General features: G+C 36.8%; 15 protein-coding genes. 6 read left to right on the top strand and 9 right to left on the bottom strand.

Translation table 11 applies throughout. The features are described 5' to 3' along the window. Positions 1-11: 11 nt before the first annotated feature. Positions 12-776: a type III pantothenate kinase gene (locus tag OCV67_RS02770; RefSeq protein ID WP_147642333.1), complete on the bottom strand. Its 765-nt coding sequence runs from the start codon at positions 774-776 to the stop codon at positions 12-14. 287 nt (positions 777-1,063) lie between these two features. On the opposite strand from OCV67_RS02770, the gene OCV67_RS02765 reads away from it, so the two are divergent. Then, a complete protein-coding gene (locus OCV67_RS02765; RefSeq protein WP_147642332.1) occupies positions 1,064-1,447 on the top strand; it encodes a Fur family transcriptional regulator in 384 nt (127 codons plus the stop codon). A gap of 166 nt (positions 1,448-1,613) precedes the next feature. Here OCV67_RS02765 and OCV67_RS02760 read toward each other — a convergent pair whose 3' ends face one another. Continuing rightward, entirely contained in the window at positions 1,614-3,950 is a 2,337-nt protein-coding gene (locus OCV67_RS02760; RefSeq protein WP_147642331.1) for a glycogen/starch/alpha-glucan phosphorylase, read from the bottom strand. A gap of 22 nt (positions 3,951-3,972) precedes the next feature. Continuing rightward, positions 3,973-5,448, bottom strand: a complete 1,476-nt coding sequence (gene malQ, locus OCV67_RS02755) for a 4-alpha-glucanotransferase (RefSeq protein WP_147642330.1) — start codon at positions 5,446-5,448, stop codon at positions 3,973-3,975. 104 nt (positions 5,449-5,552) lie between these two features. Between malQ and OCV67_RS02750 the strand changes: the two genes are divergently transcribed. Beyond that, positions 5,553-5,939 (top strand): putative ABC transporter permease, encoded by a 387-nt coding sequence (locus OCV67_RS02750; RefSeq protein WP_262644211.1) that lies wholly within the window; start codon positions 5,553-5,555, stop codon positions 5,937-5,939. 257 nt (positions 5,940-6,196) lie between these two features. Further along, a complete protein-coding gene (locus OCV67_RS02745; RefSeq protein WP_147642329.1) occupies positions 6,197-7,471 on the top strand; it encodes an adenylosuccinate synthase in 1,275 nt (424 codons plus the stop codon). A 73-nt stretch (positions 7,472-7,544) separates the two neighbouring features. Here the strand turns inward: OCV67_RS02745 and OCV67_RS02740 are convergent, their stop codons facing one another. Continuing rightward, positions 7,545-7,958 carry a bis(5'-nucleosyl)-tetraphosphatase gene (locus OCV67_RS02740; RefSeq protein ID WP_147642328.1) on the bottom strand — a complete coding sequence of 138 codons (414 nt, stop codon included), beginning with the start codon at positions 7,956-7,958 and terminating at the stop codon, positions 7,545-7,547. A 152-nt stretch (positions 7,959-8,110) separates the two neighbouring features. On the opposite strand from OCV67_RS02740, the gene OCV67_RS02735 reads away from it, so the two are divergent. After that, positions 8,111-9,277 (top strand): CPBP family intramembrane glutamic endopeptidase, encoded by a 1,167-nt coding sequence (locus OCV67_RS02735; protein ID WP_178084970.1) that lies wholly within the window; start codon positions 8,111-8,113, stop codon positions 9,275-9,277. A gap of 87 nt (positions 9,278-9,364) precedes the next feature. Here OCV67_RS02735 and OCV67_RS02730 read toward each other — a convergent pair whose 3' ends face one another. Continuing rightward, the gene (locus OCV67_RS02730; RefSeq protein WP_147642326.1) at positions 9,365-9,826 is read right to left on the bottom strand and encodes a hypothetical protein; all 462 of its coding nucleotides are present in this window, start codon (positions 9,824-9,826) and stop codon (positions 9,365-9,367) included. Between the two features lie 7 nt (positions 9,827-9,833). Next, the gene (locus OCV67_RS02725) at positions 9,834-10,577 is read right to left on the bottom strand and encodes a helix-turn-helix domain-containing protein (RefSeq protein WP_147642325.1); all 744 of its coding nucleotides are present in this window, start codon (positions 10,575-10,577) and stop codon (positions 9,834-9,836) included. 381 nt (positions 10,578-10,958) lie between these two features. On the opposite strand from OCV67_RS02725, the gene OCV67_RS02720 reads away from it, so the two are divergent. Further along, positions 10,959-12,254 carry an O-acetylhomoserine aminocarboxypropyltransferase/cysteine synthase family protein gene (locus OCV67_RS02720; RefSeq protein ID WP_147642324.1) on the top strand — a complete coding sequence of 432 codons (1,296 nt, stop codon included), beginning with the start codon at positions 10,959-10,961 and terminating at the stop codon, positions 12,252-12,254. 13 nt (positions 12,255-12,267) lie between these two features. Beyond that, positions 12,268-13,197, top strand: a complete 930-nt coding sequence (cysK, locus tag OCV67_RS02715) for a cysteine synthase A (protein ID WP_147642323.1) — start codon at positions 12,268-12,270, stop codon at positions 13,195-13,197. 43 nt (positions 13,198-13,240) lie between these two features. Here cysK and OCV67_RS02710 read toward each other — a convergent pair whose 3' ends face one another. From OCV67_RS02710 to OCV67_RS02700, 3 genes are all read right to left on the bottom strand, one after another. After that, on the bottom strand, positions 13,241-13,729 hold the full coding sequence (locus tag OCV67_RS02710; RefSeq protein WP_178084969.1) for a zinc ribbon domain-containing protein: 489 nt from the start codon (positions 13,727-13,729) through the stop codon (positions 13,241-13,243). A 19-nt stretch (positions 13,730-13,748) separates the two neighbouring features. After that, positions 13,749-14,141, bottom strand: a complete 393-nt coding sequence (locus OCV67_RS02705) for a hypothetical protein (RefSeq protein WP_147642321.1) — start codon at positions 14,139-14,141, stop codon at positions 13,749-13,751. A 91-nt stretch (positions 14,142-14,232) separates the two neighbouring features. Next, positions 14,233-15,531, bottom strand: a complete 1,299-nt coding sequence (locus OCV67_RS02700; protein ID WP_147642320.1) for a thymidine phosphorylase — start codon at positions 15,529-15,531, stop codon at positions 14,233-14,235. Positions 15,532-15,570: the final 39 nt, after the last annotated feature.

Here is a 15,570-nt window from a genome sequence, read left to right as displayed (position 1 = left end):
CCTTTTCTTATTTAAATATTTTTCTGATAAATAAGCATTAAACCGTTCAGCAGGAGTTCATCATCAGTAATAATTTTATTGGTACAGTAAGGTACTATACTTTCAGCTAAACCGCCTGTTGCTATTACCTTAGGCTTATATCCCAGTTCTTTTTCAATACGGCAGATCACTCCGTCTATGGAAGCGGCAGTACCGTAAACGGCGCCGCTTTTCATACAGTCAGCAGTATTTTTACCTATAATTTTTTTCGGAGCTTCAATTGCTACATTCTGAAGAAGAGAAGTATTTTTTGTCAGCGCTTCGTGAGCGGTATTAACTCCCGGCATTATTATTCCGCCTATATAATTGCTGTTCTTATCAATTACCGATACGGTCGTGGCAGTACCCAAATCAAAAATGATAAGTGGTGAGCCGTAATAGTGTATGCCGGCAACTGCGCCTACCACCAGATCTGCACCCAGCTGCGCAGGATTGTCAATTACAATGCTTAACCCGGTTTTTATTCCCGGTCCTACGACCATAACCTTTTTTCCTATAATTTTTTCAGCGGCAGATTTTACATTGCCTGTGACGGACGGTACGACCGAAGCAATTATTGCCCCTTCAATGTCATTTTCATTTACATTATATATTTCAAGAATATTTTTAAACAAAATTGCAAATTCAAGTGCTGTTCGGTTGTTGAATGTAGATAACCTTTCAACAAAATTAATTTTTCCGTTTTCACCGCATCCTATGACAATATTTGTATTTCCGATATCTATTGAAAGAATCATTTAAATCTCCGTTTCATTATTTAATTGTTTTTAGACTGAAATGCTGTGCTCATGTCACATTTATATATTTCCTCACTGTAATAGAAACATTCATATGTCTAAATTATACAATTAATATTTATCCTTGTCAAGTAAAAAATTAAAATCATATTTGGTGCAAAGTATAATTTTACAGAATTTTCTTGTAATTTTTTTCAAAAACTATTGACAATTTATCTTTTTTTTGTTATAATATTCACAGTGGTTGGTATGTACTTAACTTACTTAAGCTATTTGGAGATTTTAATATGCGTTATTCAAAACAACGAGAGCTAATTCTGAATGCTGTATTAAACAATAAGGTTCATCCTACTGCTGATTTTGTTTATAATTTTCTCAAGGAAGATAATCCTGAACTAAGTCTGGGAACTGTTTACCGAAATCTTAATTTTCTTGCTGAAAATAATATGCTGAAAAAAATCAGTGTGCCTAACGGTTCCGATTGTTTTGACGGCACACTTACAGACCATCAGCACTTGGTATGTATCAAATGCGGTGAAGTCAGTGATATATGTATTCCGGAGCTTAGCGTAATTGAAAAAAAAATTTCTGATAAAACAGGATTCAGTATAAATACGTCTTCCCTTGCTTTTGAAGGCATTTGTAAAAAATGCAAAAAAAATAACTTATGATTTTTACAATATTTTAGATACTTGTTGAAATACGGTATCTTCATTGTTTTTTTCTTTCTCTATACCACACAACAAAAAAGCGTCTTTACAGACGTTTTTTTGTTTATATTGTTTTATATGATATAATATCAGGGAATGAATTTTAAATTCAGTCCCTGATATTTATTTATATTTCAACCTTGCCTATATGCCATATATTTTCAGCATAATCATTAATAGTCCGGTCAGAGCTGAATTTGCCTGCATTACACATATTAAGCCACATCTTTTTACCGATAAGCTTTTTATTACCGAAATCGCCTATACATTTCAGCTTGACGTCAATATAATTCTCCAAGTCACCCAGCAGATAATAATTATCCGGAGAATGCCATGACGCTCCGTCTGTAAGGGAGAAGTAAAGCTCTCTGAAATATCCCGTACCGCCGTCGGAAACAGTACCGTCAATAAGAGTCTGAACGACCTGTCTGATCCTTGGATTTTCAGAAAGAATCTTACGGCTGTTATATTCAGGCATAATTTCCTTGAGTTCTTCGACTCTTGCTCCGAAAATGTAATTGTTTTCTTCTCCGGCTTCCTGAACAATCTCAATATTTGCACCGTCATATGTTCCAAGAGTAACCGCACCATTAAGCATAAGCTTCATATTTCCCGTACCGGAAGCTTCTGTGCCGGCTGTTGAAATCTGTTCTGAAACGTCTGCTGCCGGAATAAGTTTTTCAGCGTATGATACGTTATAATTGGAAACAAAAACGACCTTTACATATCTGCTTACTTCTTCATCATTATCCACAAGTTTTGCAATTTCATTAATAAATTTAATGATGCCCTTTGCTCTTCGGTAGCCCGGAGCGGATTTTGCACCGAAAATAAAGGTAACAGGATTCATATTAATAATTTCTCCGGACTTAATACCGAAGTAAATATAAAGGATTGAAAAAGCGTTCAGCAACTGACGTTTGTATTCGTGAAGCCTTTTGATCTGAATGTCGAATATTGAATGCGGATCGATCGTAATACCTTCATTTTTTTGAATATAGTCTGCAAGAGCTTTTTTATTATTCTTTTTAATATTCATGAAGCGGTTTATTACTTCCTCGTCCTCAGCATATCCGGAGAGCTTTTTCAGTTCGTCAAGATTTGTGATCCACTTGTCAGAGCCCAGAAGTTCTGTAATAAGGTCAGAAAGCTCCTTGTTGCACAAAGCAAGCCAGCGGCGCTGAGTAATACCGTTTGTCTTGTTCTGGAAACGTTCCGGATAAAGCTTATACCAATCTGCAAGAACAGTGTCCTTAAGGATCTCAGTATGTATTTCTGCAACTCCGTTAACATATGAAGAACAGTAAACAGCCATATCAGCCATATTTACAAGACCATTTCTTACAATCTTGATTTTTTCGATTTCTTCGGAAGTTTTTTCTTTTGCGAACATTTCGGCAATAAGCTTTTCATTTATTTGGAGTATAATTGAATAAACCTCCGGCAAAAGCTCTTCAACAAGTCCGCATTCCCATTTTTCTAGGGCTTCAGGCATTACAGTATGGTTTGTATAGTTGAAAACTTTTTTAGTAATGGCAAAGGCTCTTTCAAAGTCCATACCGCTGTTTACAAGTATCCTGATAAATTCAGGTATGGAAATAACGGGATGAGTATCGTTCAACTGAATTGTAATACTGTCTGAAATATTTTCAAGACTGCCGAAACGGTCAAAATGCTTTTTAGTAATGTCCTGCAAGGAAGCGCTGCAAAAGAAATACTGCTGTTTCAGTCTGAGCTTTTTACCTTCTCTTGTATCGTCGTTCGGATAGAGTACTCTTGAGATATCCTCTGCGGAATTTTTTTCTAGACTTGCTTCAGTATACTTCTGCTGATTGAACAGATTGAAGTCAAATTCGTTTATAGCCTCCGACTGCCAAAGTCTCAAAGTACTTATATGATTTGTCTTACAGCCGAAGATCGGCATATCATAAGGAACTGCCTTTACAGTCTGACCGTTAAATTTTACTTCAACAGTTTCTTCGTCATGCCTTACAGACCACGGATCACCGTATTTAGTCCAGTTATCAGCGGTTTCAGTTTGGAAACCGTTTTCAATTCCCTGCTTGAACAGACCGTATTTATATCTGATTCCGTAGCCGTCAAGGGGCAGGTCAAGTGATGCTGCACTGTCAAGAAAGCATGCGGCAAGGCGTCCTAAGCCGCCGTTACCGAGAGCGGCGTCCTCGATTTCTTCAAGTTCTGAAAGACTTTTGCCCATTTCATTGAGTACCGCTTCAGTTTCGTCATAAATGCCAAGACAAAGAAGATTGTTAAAAACAGCTCTTCCTACTAAAAATTCCATTGAAAAATAACAGGCTCTCCTGCTGTTAAGATGTGCGTTTTTAGATTTTTGCCAGTTTTCCGACGCATATTCCATTACTGCATTGCCAAGTGCATTGTGTATTTCCTGAGGAGTAGTGCAGCCCAGAAGAGCGGATCTGAGTTTTTCTTTGTACTGTTCCATTAAAGATCCTCCTTTAAAATTATTATCTGTTATACATTTTATTCAACTTGAGTATACGTTTTGCCAGCTTGTCGGTAAAATCGTCCTCTGAGGTTCTGAACTGCCAGTTATTTCCCAGTGTTGACGGTGTATTCATTCTTGCTGACGCATCGGAATTAAGAAAATCCTGCATTTGTGCAATTGCTGTTTGTGCAACACTTGCCCACGTCTGCTTTATGATGTTTTTGGGAATATCCTTTTTCTTTTTTACACCAAGATATGCCATACAGTATTTAAGTGTATCTGACGACTGCGAACTTACCCAGCCCTTAAGAGTTTCATTGTCATGAGTTCCTGTATATGCAATACAGTTGGAGGATGTGAAATTGTGGGGGAGATGCTCGTTTGTACTGTCCTCACCGAATGCAAACTGTAAAATCTTCATTCCCGGGTATCCTACATCGGCAAGCATTTTGTAAACGTCTTCGGTGATAAAACCCAGATCCTCGGCAATGATGTTAAGTTTGCCCAGTGCTTTTTCAGCAGCTTTGAAAAGCTCTGCTCCCGGACCTTTCCGCCATTCGCCGTTTTCTGCGGTTTCATCACCGTAAGGAACAGCGTAGTAGCTTTCAAATCCTCTGAAATGGTCTATTCTTACTATATCGTAAATGGACGCTGAGAATTGAAGTCTGTCGATCCACCATTTATAACCGGTTTTTTTGTGGTATTCCCAGTCATATAAAGGATTGCCCCAAAGCTGACCTGTTACAGCAAAATCGTCCGGTGGACATCCGGCAACATCTTTCGGTTTTTTATGTTTGTCAAACTGGAAAAGCTCCGGAGACACCCATGCTTCAACGCTGTCATAGGAAACATATATAGGCATGTCCCCAATGATTTCCACGCCTTTGTCATTGGCGTATTTTTTCAAATTACTCCACTGTCTGAAAAATTTATACTGAATAAATTTAAAAAATTCTGTTTCTTTTTCAAGTTCCTCGGAAGCTTTTTTCAATGCGTTATTGTCTCGCATTGCCAGTTTTTTGTCCCATTCATACCAAGGTTTACCGTTATTTTTGAATTTGAGAGCCATAAACAATGCATAATCATCAAGCCAAGAGCTGTTTTTTTCAACAAAAGTTTTGTACCTTTTGGAAATGTCCCTTTTATATGTTTTATAAGCTTGTCTTAAAACTTTAAAACAATTATTGTAGATTATACTGTAATTTACCTGATGGTCATTATCCTGCCATTTTATATCCTCATAATCGGATTTTTTTATAAGTCCTTCACGTTTGAGCGTTTCAAAGTCAATAAAATACGGATTTCCGGCATATACTGAAAATGATTGATACGGCGAATCACCGTAGCTTGTAGGAGAAAGAGGCAGGATTTGCCAGCACTTTACTCCGGCACTGACAAGAAAGTCCACAAAGTCATAGGCGGATTTACCCATTTTTCCTATTCCGTACTTTGAAGGAAGACTGGATATATGCATTAAAATACCGCTTTTTCTCATAAATTTCTCTCCGTTCTGCCGCATTGTATACACGGCTTTTTTGATTTATATTGCATAATTATGTTTTATAAAATACATAATAAAAACATAGAGGAGGTGACCCTTTGAAAAATATTGGAGTCAGAATGCTGGTTTTTTTAACCGGCTGCTTTGTATACAGTTTACTTGAAATAGCCTCCAGAGGATTTACACACTGGACAATGACCCTTACCGGCGGTTTGATTCTTACTATACTCTATGAAATGCATGTACGGCTTACCGGTACGCCTCTGTGGCAGAAATGCCTGATAGGTTCAGTTATAATAACTTCCGTAGAATTTACGGTAGGAGTTATCGTGAACATTATACTTCGATGGAATGTGTGGGATTATTCAGACATGCCGTTTAATGTGCTGGGTCAAATATGTCTGCCGTTTACAGTTCTGTGGTTTTTTCTTTGTATACCTGCATATTATGTTTGCAGAACCATCAGCAGACGACTTAGCAGTTAAAAATTAATAAAATGTTCACATATATTTTTATTATAGCACTAATTGGGCATATTTATCAAGTATCTTGAGGTAATTTTTATTTATTACAAATTACAATAAATTTTTAATGTTTATTATGTATTTTTACAATTTTATGCAATATTAGAAAAAAACGGCGATTTCTCTTGAAATGCCGTTTTTTTTCTGATATAATAATAAGTGTATGTATAAGAATCTGTTCTGAAGCGTACCTAAACTTATTGAAAAGAGGAAAAGAAATGCCTGCTAATATTGTTGTCGGAACTCAGTGGGGCGATGAAGGCAAGGGAAAAATTATAGACATTCTTGCTTCACGTGCTGATGTTGTAGTTCGTTCTCAGGGCGGTAACAACGCCGGTCATACTGTTGTAAACAACGGTGAAACATACAAACTTCACCTAATTCCTTCCGGAATCCTTTATCCGGACAAGCTCTGCCTTATCGGAGCCGGAGTAGTTCTTGATCCTAAAGACTTTACCGGTGAGCTTAAATCCCTCCACGAAAGAGGAATTTCTACCGATAATTTGAAAATAGATCCGAGAGCTCATGTTGTAATGCCTTGGCATATTATTCTTGACGGTCTTTCTGAACAGTTCAGGGGTAACTCAGATATCGGTACTACTAAAAGAGGTATCGGTCCTACATATATGGATAAATATGAACGCTGCGGGATCAGAATTTATGATCTGGTTCATCCTGAGGTATTTGCTGAAAAGGTAAGATCTACAGGAAAGCTGAAAAATAAAATTATAACAGAGGTTTACGGCGGAGAAGCTGTTGACATAGAAGCTGTTATTAAGGAATATAATGAATACGGAAAGATCCTTGCACCTTTCGTTGACGATGTTTCTGTACTGACATTTGATGCTGACAAGGCCGGTAAAACTATAATGTTTGAGGGTGCTCAGGCTACATTGCTGGATATTGATTTCGGTACATATCCTTATGTTACCTCCTCTCATCCGCTGTCTGCCGGAGTGTGCGTCGGCACAGGTGTAGGTCCGAGAATGATCTCAAATATTATCGGTGTGGCAAAGGCTTATACTACAAGAGTAGGTAAAGGACCTTTCCCTACAGAGCTGGACGATGAAATCGGTGATAAGATCAGAACTGTCGGCGGAGAATTCGGTACAACCACAGGCAGACCAAGAAGAACCGGCTGGTTTGACGCCGTTATTGTTAAGCATTCCGTAAGAGTAAACGGTCTTGACGGACTTGCCATCAACAAGCTTGATACTCTTTGCGGTCTGGGAACTTTAAAAATCTGCGTAGGCTATAAAATGCCTGATGGAAGCGTTATCAATAATTTCCCTCCAACTCTTGAAGAATTGGAAGGCTGTGAGCCGATTTATGAGGAAGCTGAGGGCTTTACAGAAGACATTACAGGATGCAGAACTTTTGAAGAACTGCCTTTAAACTGCCGTAAGTATATTGAACGTCTGGAAGAGCTTTGCGGCTGCCGAATCGCTATGATAGGAGTAGGTCCTGACAGAAGTCAGATTATTGAAAGATAAGTAGTATTATAGAAAAAAATAACCCGGGACAAAATTCCGGGTTATACTTTTTATGGCAATACTTTTTTATTATTTACACTCTTTCTTTTATAGCGGCTTTCGCCTTATTTACAATTACTCTGTCGTTTTCGTACGTCAAAATATTAACGGCGTACCCTATGTCAACCCATCTGATTTCAGCAATTTCCTCCTCCTGAGGAATAAAGTCAAAATTTTTTGCCTTTGCCAGAAAATATACGACAATTTTATGGGTATCCTTTTTCGGAGAATATGAAACGGTTTCCCGAAAAGTCGGGTCAAGAATAACATCAATACCCGTTTCCTCTTTAATTTCCCTCTGAGCTGTTTCCAGTTCGGTTTCATTACCCTCTACATGACCTTTAGGAAACGACCAGTGACCGCTGTTTACATGCTTTATAAGCAGGATTTCTGTGTTTCCGTGGGACTTGCGATAGACTATTGCACCACAGGATTTCTCATGAAACATACTTACTATAATCCTTTCCAAGTATTTTATTTATCGGTAACATTATACCATATTTTTTAGTCTTTGTCCACAACTTTTCATCAATAATTATTTGACTATCTGTCAAATTTGATATATAATTATAATTAAATAGTTTTTATATGGAGGATAAAATGGAAAATATTCAAAACAAATCAGAAATCAATACTGAAAGTAATGAATTAATTTATGAACCCAAATACACTAAACCTATAAACCCGCATAATGCATTTGACAATCCTACAGAAAATCCCGATTACAATGATGATTACGGAAAAATAGTACCGCAAATATCAATTGAAGGCTGTAAAATTCCTCACTTACCCAGTAAAGCAGAAAAAAAGAGGATACGTTATTTTTACAATATTGCAGGAGGGGGAATTCTTTTTCATTTGGTAATATCTGTTACACTTGCAAATATTTTAAGTTTTGCAGTTATGGGGTTGCTTATGGGAATAAATGGAATCAGTTTGTCAGATGTTATCTCAGGAGAAGGAGCAAAAATTTCCGAATACATGAACAGATCTTCTATAACGTCCGGAATTACTCTCTTATGCTACCTGGCAACTAATCTTACCGCATTTTTCATTGGCTGTAAATTTGCCGATATAGAAATAAAATCATTGTTTAAAACTCAAAAACTGACGGGATCTCTCATCGTTCAGTATATTTTAGCCGGACTGTTCATTCAAAGAATTGCCGGCATAACAGTAGCTTTTCTTGGTAATATTATGACTCAGAGCGATTTAATAGGAAACTCTGATGTTGTAAAATATACTGATCCAAAAGCTTTTATAATTTCCGCCTGCTATGCATGTATTATAGCGCCTATAACCGAAGAATTTCTTTACCGTGGGTTTATTATGAAAACATTTTCTAAAGTAAGTCAGCGGTTTGGTATCTTTATCAGCGCCTTTTTCTTTGGAATTATGCACGGAAATGTCGCTCAGTTTATACTTGCATTTCTCGTGGGAATTTTCATGGGTTATCTTGATGTTAAACATAATTCACTGATTCCTTCAATATGTGTACATTTTGCGATTAATCTTATGTCAACGGCTTCAGGATTTATTTTAAATTATGCCGAAAACGAATCGGCGCTAATGATAATTTTCAACTTATTGATATTCATAATATTTTTTGCCGGACTCATATCGTTTATTCTTTTTTGCCGGCAAAACAAATTACCCAAATCCAATATTCATCAGCAATTCAGAAGCCTGAATCTTTTTCTGACTTCTCCGGCAGCTGTTATAGCTGCGGCAGTATATATTATAATTCTGATGGTTACTACTTTTTAAAAATATTTAAATCAAAACCGTAGAAGATCATTCTTCTACGGTCATTTTATGTATATGATTATAATTGACAACAACGGCAAATACATATTACTCTTCTAATTGTTCATGTAATGTCTCCATGATCTTATCAGGCATTATATAGTAAAATGTCATTGCATATTCCGGAATTTTCATATTTTTGACTACATCGCTTGAAATTACTTCTTCGATATATGAACTATCCAGAAATGTTGTAATTGTTGCAATAAGTTCATATTCTCTATCTTTATCAGGATCCTGTCCCCATAGCATAGTTTTCTCCTGATATACCAGCAGTTGGTACTCTGGTATCAAATCATCAGACAACTCGCTTTTTTCTTCCCAATTATAAGTACTAAATAATTCGTTTACAACAATCTGGTCATCAATAGTTTTTAAAAGCTTATCATTTTCAACAGAATATATTTCTATTCGACTTTGTTTTTTGGATTCCATGCTATCATCCTGATAACTGCAACCGACAAGAAACAAAAAATTAATTATCAAAAATACTGCTGATATTCTTTTCAAAGCAACCTCACCTTCTTTTTTTATGATATTCCTCATTCATAATCAATATTCGATAAGTCCTAATAATGCCGGACATATAAACGAAAAGAAAAGCACCTAAACCAGCTAATATCATTCCGCAAGCAAAAACAATATTATCTACGACATACATTTCCGCAGGAACAATAAGCGGACACAACAAAAATCCTACGGCAATCAACGCAATTCCGACAAGGTTAATAATGTGAACTGTTTTCTTTTTATCAGAATAATCAGAAATCAGCTCTGATTTTACGGCTTTATCGAAGGATAAATTTTCTGTCCAAATCCTGCGATAAGGATCATCTGCTAACTTCACAGAAAATAAAAGTACTATCCCTACAATAATACATATCATAAGCAATACCATACTTATTTCTGCATCCCAAAAAGAAATGGATAAACCTCCGAAAAACAAACCGACTGCAATTCCCGTTTTCTGCAATTTTCTTTTTTGGTATGAAAGAAAACCCTCTGCCATTTCCCGACTGATATACAATCCTTTTTCATCGGGACTGATCTCCGGTTTTTGTAAATCATCATCATTGAGAAGATAATCCAAAGAAACATTAAACAATCTGCTCATTCGGACAATTTTCTCAGTTTCCGGATATCCGTTGTCACGCTCCCACTTGCTGACCGCCTGTCGTGATACCCCTAACTGATAAGAGAATTCTTCCTGGGACAGACCGGCTTCCTTTCTTAACTTTTGTATTTTTTCTCCAAAGGTCATATAGCTTTCCCCCTTCTGATACTTCTATTTTACTACTTTTTTGCAGCAGTACGCCACCAAAATACGGTTTCTTTTACGCAACTTTGAGTTGCAACTGTATGTTACATACGATTTTCGTATCCTTTACATGCTTTTTTATAAAATTATACCTAAATGCATATTAAAAGTCAAATATTCCAAAAATTTTAAAAAAACTATTGACAAGTGGAAAATTATACTGTATACTTAAAACATACCAAGTCGCTAGGAATAATATGTTTTAATCTTTGGAGGGTTTTTTATGTATTATTATAATTTTAAATGTTATTCACGAATGTGCTGTTAAAAAATATTAAAAATTAACGCTATTAAAAATATTATTAAATGAAAGAGGTAATAAAAATGAGTATAAAAGATAACAGAAATTTCCGTTTTGAAACAAAGCAGCTTCATACAGGTCAGGAAAATCCTGATTCCGCAACAGACGCAAGGGCAGTTCCTATATATCAGACAACATCATATGTGTTCAGAAATTCTGAACATGCTGCCGCAAGATTTGGTCTGACAGATGCAGGAAACATTTACGGACGTCTTACCAACCCTACACAGGACGTTTTTGAACAGAGAATTGCAGCTCTTGAAGGTGGTGTTGCAGCTCTTGCAGTAGCAAGCGGAGCTGCTGCAATTACTTACGCAATTCAGAATCTTGCCCAAGCAGGTGATCATATAGTATCATCAAAGACTATTTACGGAGGTTCTTATAATTTGCTGGCACATACCCTTCCGGAATATGGTATTTCAACAACTTTTGTTGATCCGGACGAGGAAGGAAGCTTTGAAAAGGCAATTCAGGAAAATACAAAAGCAATTTTTATTGAAACTCTTGGAAATCCGAATTCAAATATTATTGATATCAAAAAGCTCTCTGATATTGCCCATGCACATAAAATTCCGCTTGTTATTGATAATACTTTCGGTACTCCATATCTTATCAGACCTATTGAATACGGTGCTGACATCGTTGTTCATTCAGCAACAAAATTTATCGGCGGTCATGGTACTTCACTGGGCGGCGTCATAATTGACAGCGGTAAGTTTGACTGGGAAGCAAGCGGTAAGTTTCCAAGTATTACAGAACCAAACCCCAGCTATCATGGAATAAGCTTTTCCAAAGCTGTAGGCGCAGCAGCATTTGTTACAAAAATCAGAGCTATTTTACTTCGTGATACAGGCGCTGCGATTTCACCATTCAATGCCTTCCTTTTAATTCAAGGACTGGAAACTCTTTCACTTCGTGTTGAACGTCATGTGGAAAATACTAAAAAAGTGGTTGAATATCTGAAAAATCATCCCAAAGTTGAGCATGTAAATCATCCGTCTTTGCCGGAAAACGGTTATAAGGAACTTTATGATAAGTACTTCCCTAACGGCGGAGGTTCAATATTCACCTTTGAAGTAAAGGGCGGAGAAGAAGAAGCTAAGAAATTTATTGACAGTCTTCAGCTTTTCTCACTCCTTGCAAACGTGGCAGACGCTAAATCACTGGTAATTCATCCGGCTTCAACAACTCATTCACAGCTTAATGAAGAAGAACTGGCAGAACAAGGAATTAAACCGAATACTGTTAGACTTTCAATAGGTCTTGAACATATAGACGATATTTTATTTGATCTTGAAGAAGCTTTCAAGGCAATTTAAAGGAGGAAAACTTATGTCAAACATTTATAACAGTGTAACTGAGCTTATTGGTAAAACACCGATAATCAACGCCTCAAACTTTGCGTCTGAAAATAATCTTGACGCATCTATTCTGGCTAAACTCGAGTATTTTAATCCTGCCGGAAGCGTCAAGGACAGAGTTGCAAAACAAATGATAAAAGACGCTGAAGAAAAAGGCATTTTAAAACCCGGTGCTACTATTATCGAACCCACAAGCGGTAATACAGGAATAGGTCTTGCGGCAGTTGCCGCTGCAAAGGGATACAAGGCAATAATGACCATGCCCGAAACCATGAGTATTGAAAGAAGAAAGCTGCTGAAGGCTTACGGAGCAGAAATTGTCCTTACAGACGGTTCTAAAGGCATGTCTGGTGCAATTGCAAAAGCCGATGAACTTAATAAGGAAATTGCGGACTCTGTAATACTGGGACAGTTTGTTAATTCGTCAAATCCAAAAGCACATTATGAAACAACAGGTCCGGAAATCTGGGAAGATACTGACGGTAAGGTTGATATTTTTATTGCCGGAGTCGGTACAGGAGGTACTGTAACCGGTGTAGGTCAGTACCTTAAATCAAAAAATCCAGATGTAAAAGTAATTGCCGTAGAACCGGAATCTTCTCCGGTATTAAGTGAAGGAAAAGCCGGTCCTCATAAAATCCAAGGCATCGGCGCTGGATTTGTACCGGAGATCCTAGATACTAAAATTTATGATGAAATAATACCAGTACCGAATGAAGCCGCTTTTGAGACTGGAAGAAAATTTGCAAAATCTGAAGGTATTCTTGTAGGAATTTCCAGCGGTGCGGCTCTGTGGGCGGCAATACAAACGGCTAAAAAACCAGAAAATAAAGGAAAAAATATTGTAGTACTTTTACCCGATACAGGTGAGCGATATCTTTCAACAGCGCTTTTTGAATAAACAAAAAAATCAGTCCGTTTGGACTGATTTTTTATGCTGTTTTTTAATTATTTTCATTACTTTCTGACGAAGCAGGAGTTTCAGTAACTTCCTGTCCCTGAGTCACAATAACCTGACCTGAACCGTTTGAATCCTGTGAAGTCGCTGAACCGGCTGACTGTGTATCAAGATTATTTCCGCAACCCTGACAGAATTTCTGTCCCTGACTTATTTTAGCGCCGCACTTAGGACATTTTGAAGCAGACTCAATATTGGAAAGTTCTTGTTTAAGTCTTTCAATTTCATTTTTAGCTGTATTGATTCCGGCAAACTGATCTTCAAAACCGGCAGGTGCAGAAGAATTTTCATTAAAAATTTTTTCGCCCATAACCATATAAAGATTATTGATCTTACCCTCTTCAACCTTTATCGCTCTGTTTATTTTTGATTTTTCATTCATTTCCTTAGCACTTTCGGTAACATCCTTAGCTGCATCACTTAAAGTGTTCATTGCGTCATTTGCAACGCCCTTTACCTTATCCCAAAAAGCCATAACCATTATCCTCCTGAAATTATTTTTTATCTATAGCATCATCAATAGGCGGGATTCTTATATCCTCCTGTTTAAATGCCATTATGCCAAAAATTACAAATACCACGGTTTTTATCAGTGAAATAATACTGTTAAAAATGTCGTCAAAATTCAGCGGAACTTTAATAAAAGTATCAAATAAATTGCCAATTATACTCAATATTTCATTAAACGAGCTTAGAAGAGTACTTACTGCTGAAAAAAACAAAAGCAAAACTGTTGATTTAAATGCGGCTTTACGTACAAAAGTATTTTCTTCTTTTATCAAGACGTAACCTGCGGCTATAAACAGCGGAACATAACCGCCGAACAATGCAGTAAAATACAGTATTGCGCCCATCATTCCGGCTGAAATACCCAACTTTGTCTTCATATTGTCCTCCGCCTCGTCAAAAATATTATTACATTTATTTTATACTTTAATCTCAAATAAGTCAATAGTAATAATGAACAAATAGTTTTTTTCAAATAATTTTAATTACAACAGGACTGATTTTCGGCATGATTCCTGATATTTCAACAGCATCAGCTGCCTTATTTATTACTTCATCAAAGTTTTTTACTACAGATGAATAAAATGTCATAATAACATCGCCCTGATCAACGCAATCTCCTACATGCTTATTCAATATTATTCCTGCTGAACTATCAATATTATCATTTTTATTTCGGCGTCCTGCACCCGTCAGCAAAGCGACCATTCCGATTTTTTCACTGTCTATTGAAGAAATATATCCGCTTTTCTCAGCTTTTAATTCACACTTATAGGCCGCACGTTTAAACAATGAATAATCTTCAGTAATATTGGGATTTCCGCCCTGAGCTTCAATCATTTTTTTGAAAGTATCTATTGCCCTTCCGCTGGTTATTGCATCTTCTGCAAGCCTTGTACAATCCTCCAGACTTCCCAGTCCTCCAAGTTCCATCATGTTTGCGGCAAGAGCAATACAAAGTTCATAGAGTTTGCCTTTTTCTCTGCCGGACAAAATTTCACATACCTCAATTACTTCCAATGAATTTCCAATGGCATTTCCCAACGGTTCATTCATATCGGTAATAATTGCACGGCATTTCTTTCCGGCATTTTGCCCTACCTGAACCATAAGCTCAGCAAGTTGCTGCGCATCGTCAATATTTTTCATAAAAGCACCGCTGCCTGTTTTAACGTCAAGAAGTATGCAGTCTGCGCCTGTTGCAAGTTTTTTACTCATAATACTTGAACAAATAAGCGGTATACTATCAACAGTTGCAGTCACGTCTCTCAAGGCATATAATTTTTTATCAGCCGGAACAAGATGACCGCTTTGTGCAATTATTGCAGCGCCATTTTTATTTATAATATCAATATATTTGTTAAAATCAATATTTACTTGAAACCCCGGAATACTTTCCAGCTTATCAATAGTACCCCCTGTAAAACCCAGTCCTCTGCCCGACATTTTAGGCACATAAATTCCGCATGACGCACATATAGGAGCTATAACAAGACTGGTTTTATCGCCAACTCCACCAGTACTGTGTTTATCAACAGTAATTCCATGTATACTACTCAAATCAAGTATATCTCCTGAATCCCTCATAGTCTCAGTTAAAATCAAAGTTTCATCAGTAGTAAGAGAATTGAAACAGACCGCCATAAGCCATGCTGACATCTGATAATCCGGAATCTCATCATTTACATATCCGTTGATCATGCATTTAATTTCATCTTCATTCAGCTTTTCCTTACGCTTTGTTTTAAAAATAATTTCACAGATATTCATATTTTATCCTCCGCTGAATACTTTTTGTTAATATTATTT

This window comes from Porcipelethomonas ammoniilytica (assembly GCF_025567485.1).
GTDB classification, from domain to species: Bacteria; Bacillota; Clostridia; order Oscillospirales; family Ruminococcaceae; genus Porcipelethomonas; species Porcipelethomonas ammoniilytica.
The sequence above is the reverse complement of the archived record's forward strand: the minus strand, read 5'-3'. Positions and strand labels throughout refer to the sequence as shown.

Coding starts and splice junctions, on each gene's coding strand:
- OCV67_RS02770 (WP_147642333.1), bottom strand. CDS start 776: ATGATTCTTTCAATAGATATCGGAAATACAAATATTGTCATAGGATGC.
- OCV67_RS02765 (WP_147642332.1), top strand. CDS start 1,064: ATGCGTTATTCAAAACAACGAGAGCTAATTCTGAATGCTGTATTAAAC.
- OCV67_RS02760 (WP_147642331.1), bottom strand. CDS start 3,950: ATGGAACAGTACAAAGAAAAACTCAGATCCGCTCTTCTGGGCTGCACT.
- malQ (WP_147642330.1), bottom strand. CDS start 5,448: ATGAGAAAAAGCGGTATTTTAATGCATATATCCAGTCTTCCTTCAAAG.
- OCV67_RS02745 (WP_147642329.1), top strand. CDS start 6,197: ATGCCTGCTAATATTGTTGTCGGAACTCAGTGGGGCGATGAAGGCAAG.
- OCV67_RS02740 (WP_147642328.1), bottom strand. CDS start 7,958: ATGTTTCATGAGAAATCCTGTGGTGCAATAGTCTATCGCAAGTCCCAC.
- OCV67_RS02735 (WP_178084970.1), top strand. CDS start 8,111: ATGGAAAATATTCAAAACAAATCAGAAATCAATACTGAAAGTAATGAA.
- OCV67_RS02725 (WP_147642325.1), bottom strand. CDS start 10,577: ATGACCTTTGGAGAAAAAATACAAAAGTTAAGAAAGGAAGCCGGTCTG.
- OCV67_RS02720 (WP_147642324.1), top strand. CDS start 10,959: ATGAGTATAAAAGATAACAGAAATTTCCGTTTTGAAACAAAGCAGCTT.
- cysK (WP_147642323.1), top strand. CDS start 12,268: ATGTCAAACATTTATAACAGTGTAACTGAGCTTATTGGTAAAACACCG.
- OCV67_RS02710 (WP_178084969.1), bottom strand. CDS start 13,729: ATGGCTTTTTGGGATAAGGTAAAGGGCGTTGCAAATGACGCAATGAAC.
- OCV67_RS02705 (WP_147642321.1), bottom strand. CDS start 14,141: ATGAAGACAAAGTTGGGTATTTCAGCCGGAATGATGGGCGCAATACTG.
- OCV67_RS02700 (WP_147642320.1), bottom strand. CDS start 15,531: ATGAATATCTGTGAAATTATTTTTAAAACAAAGCGTAAGGAAAAGCTG.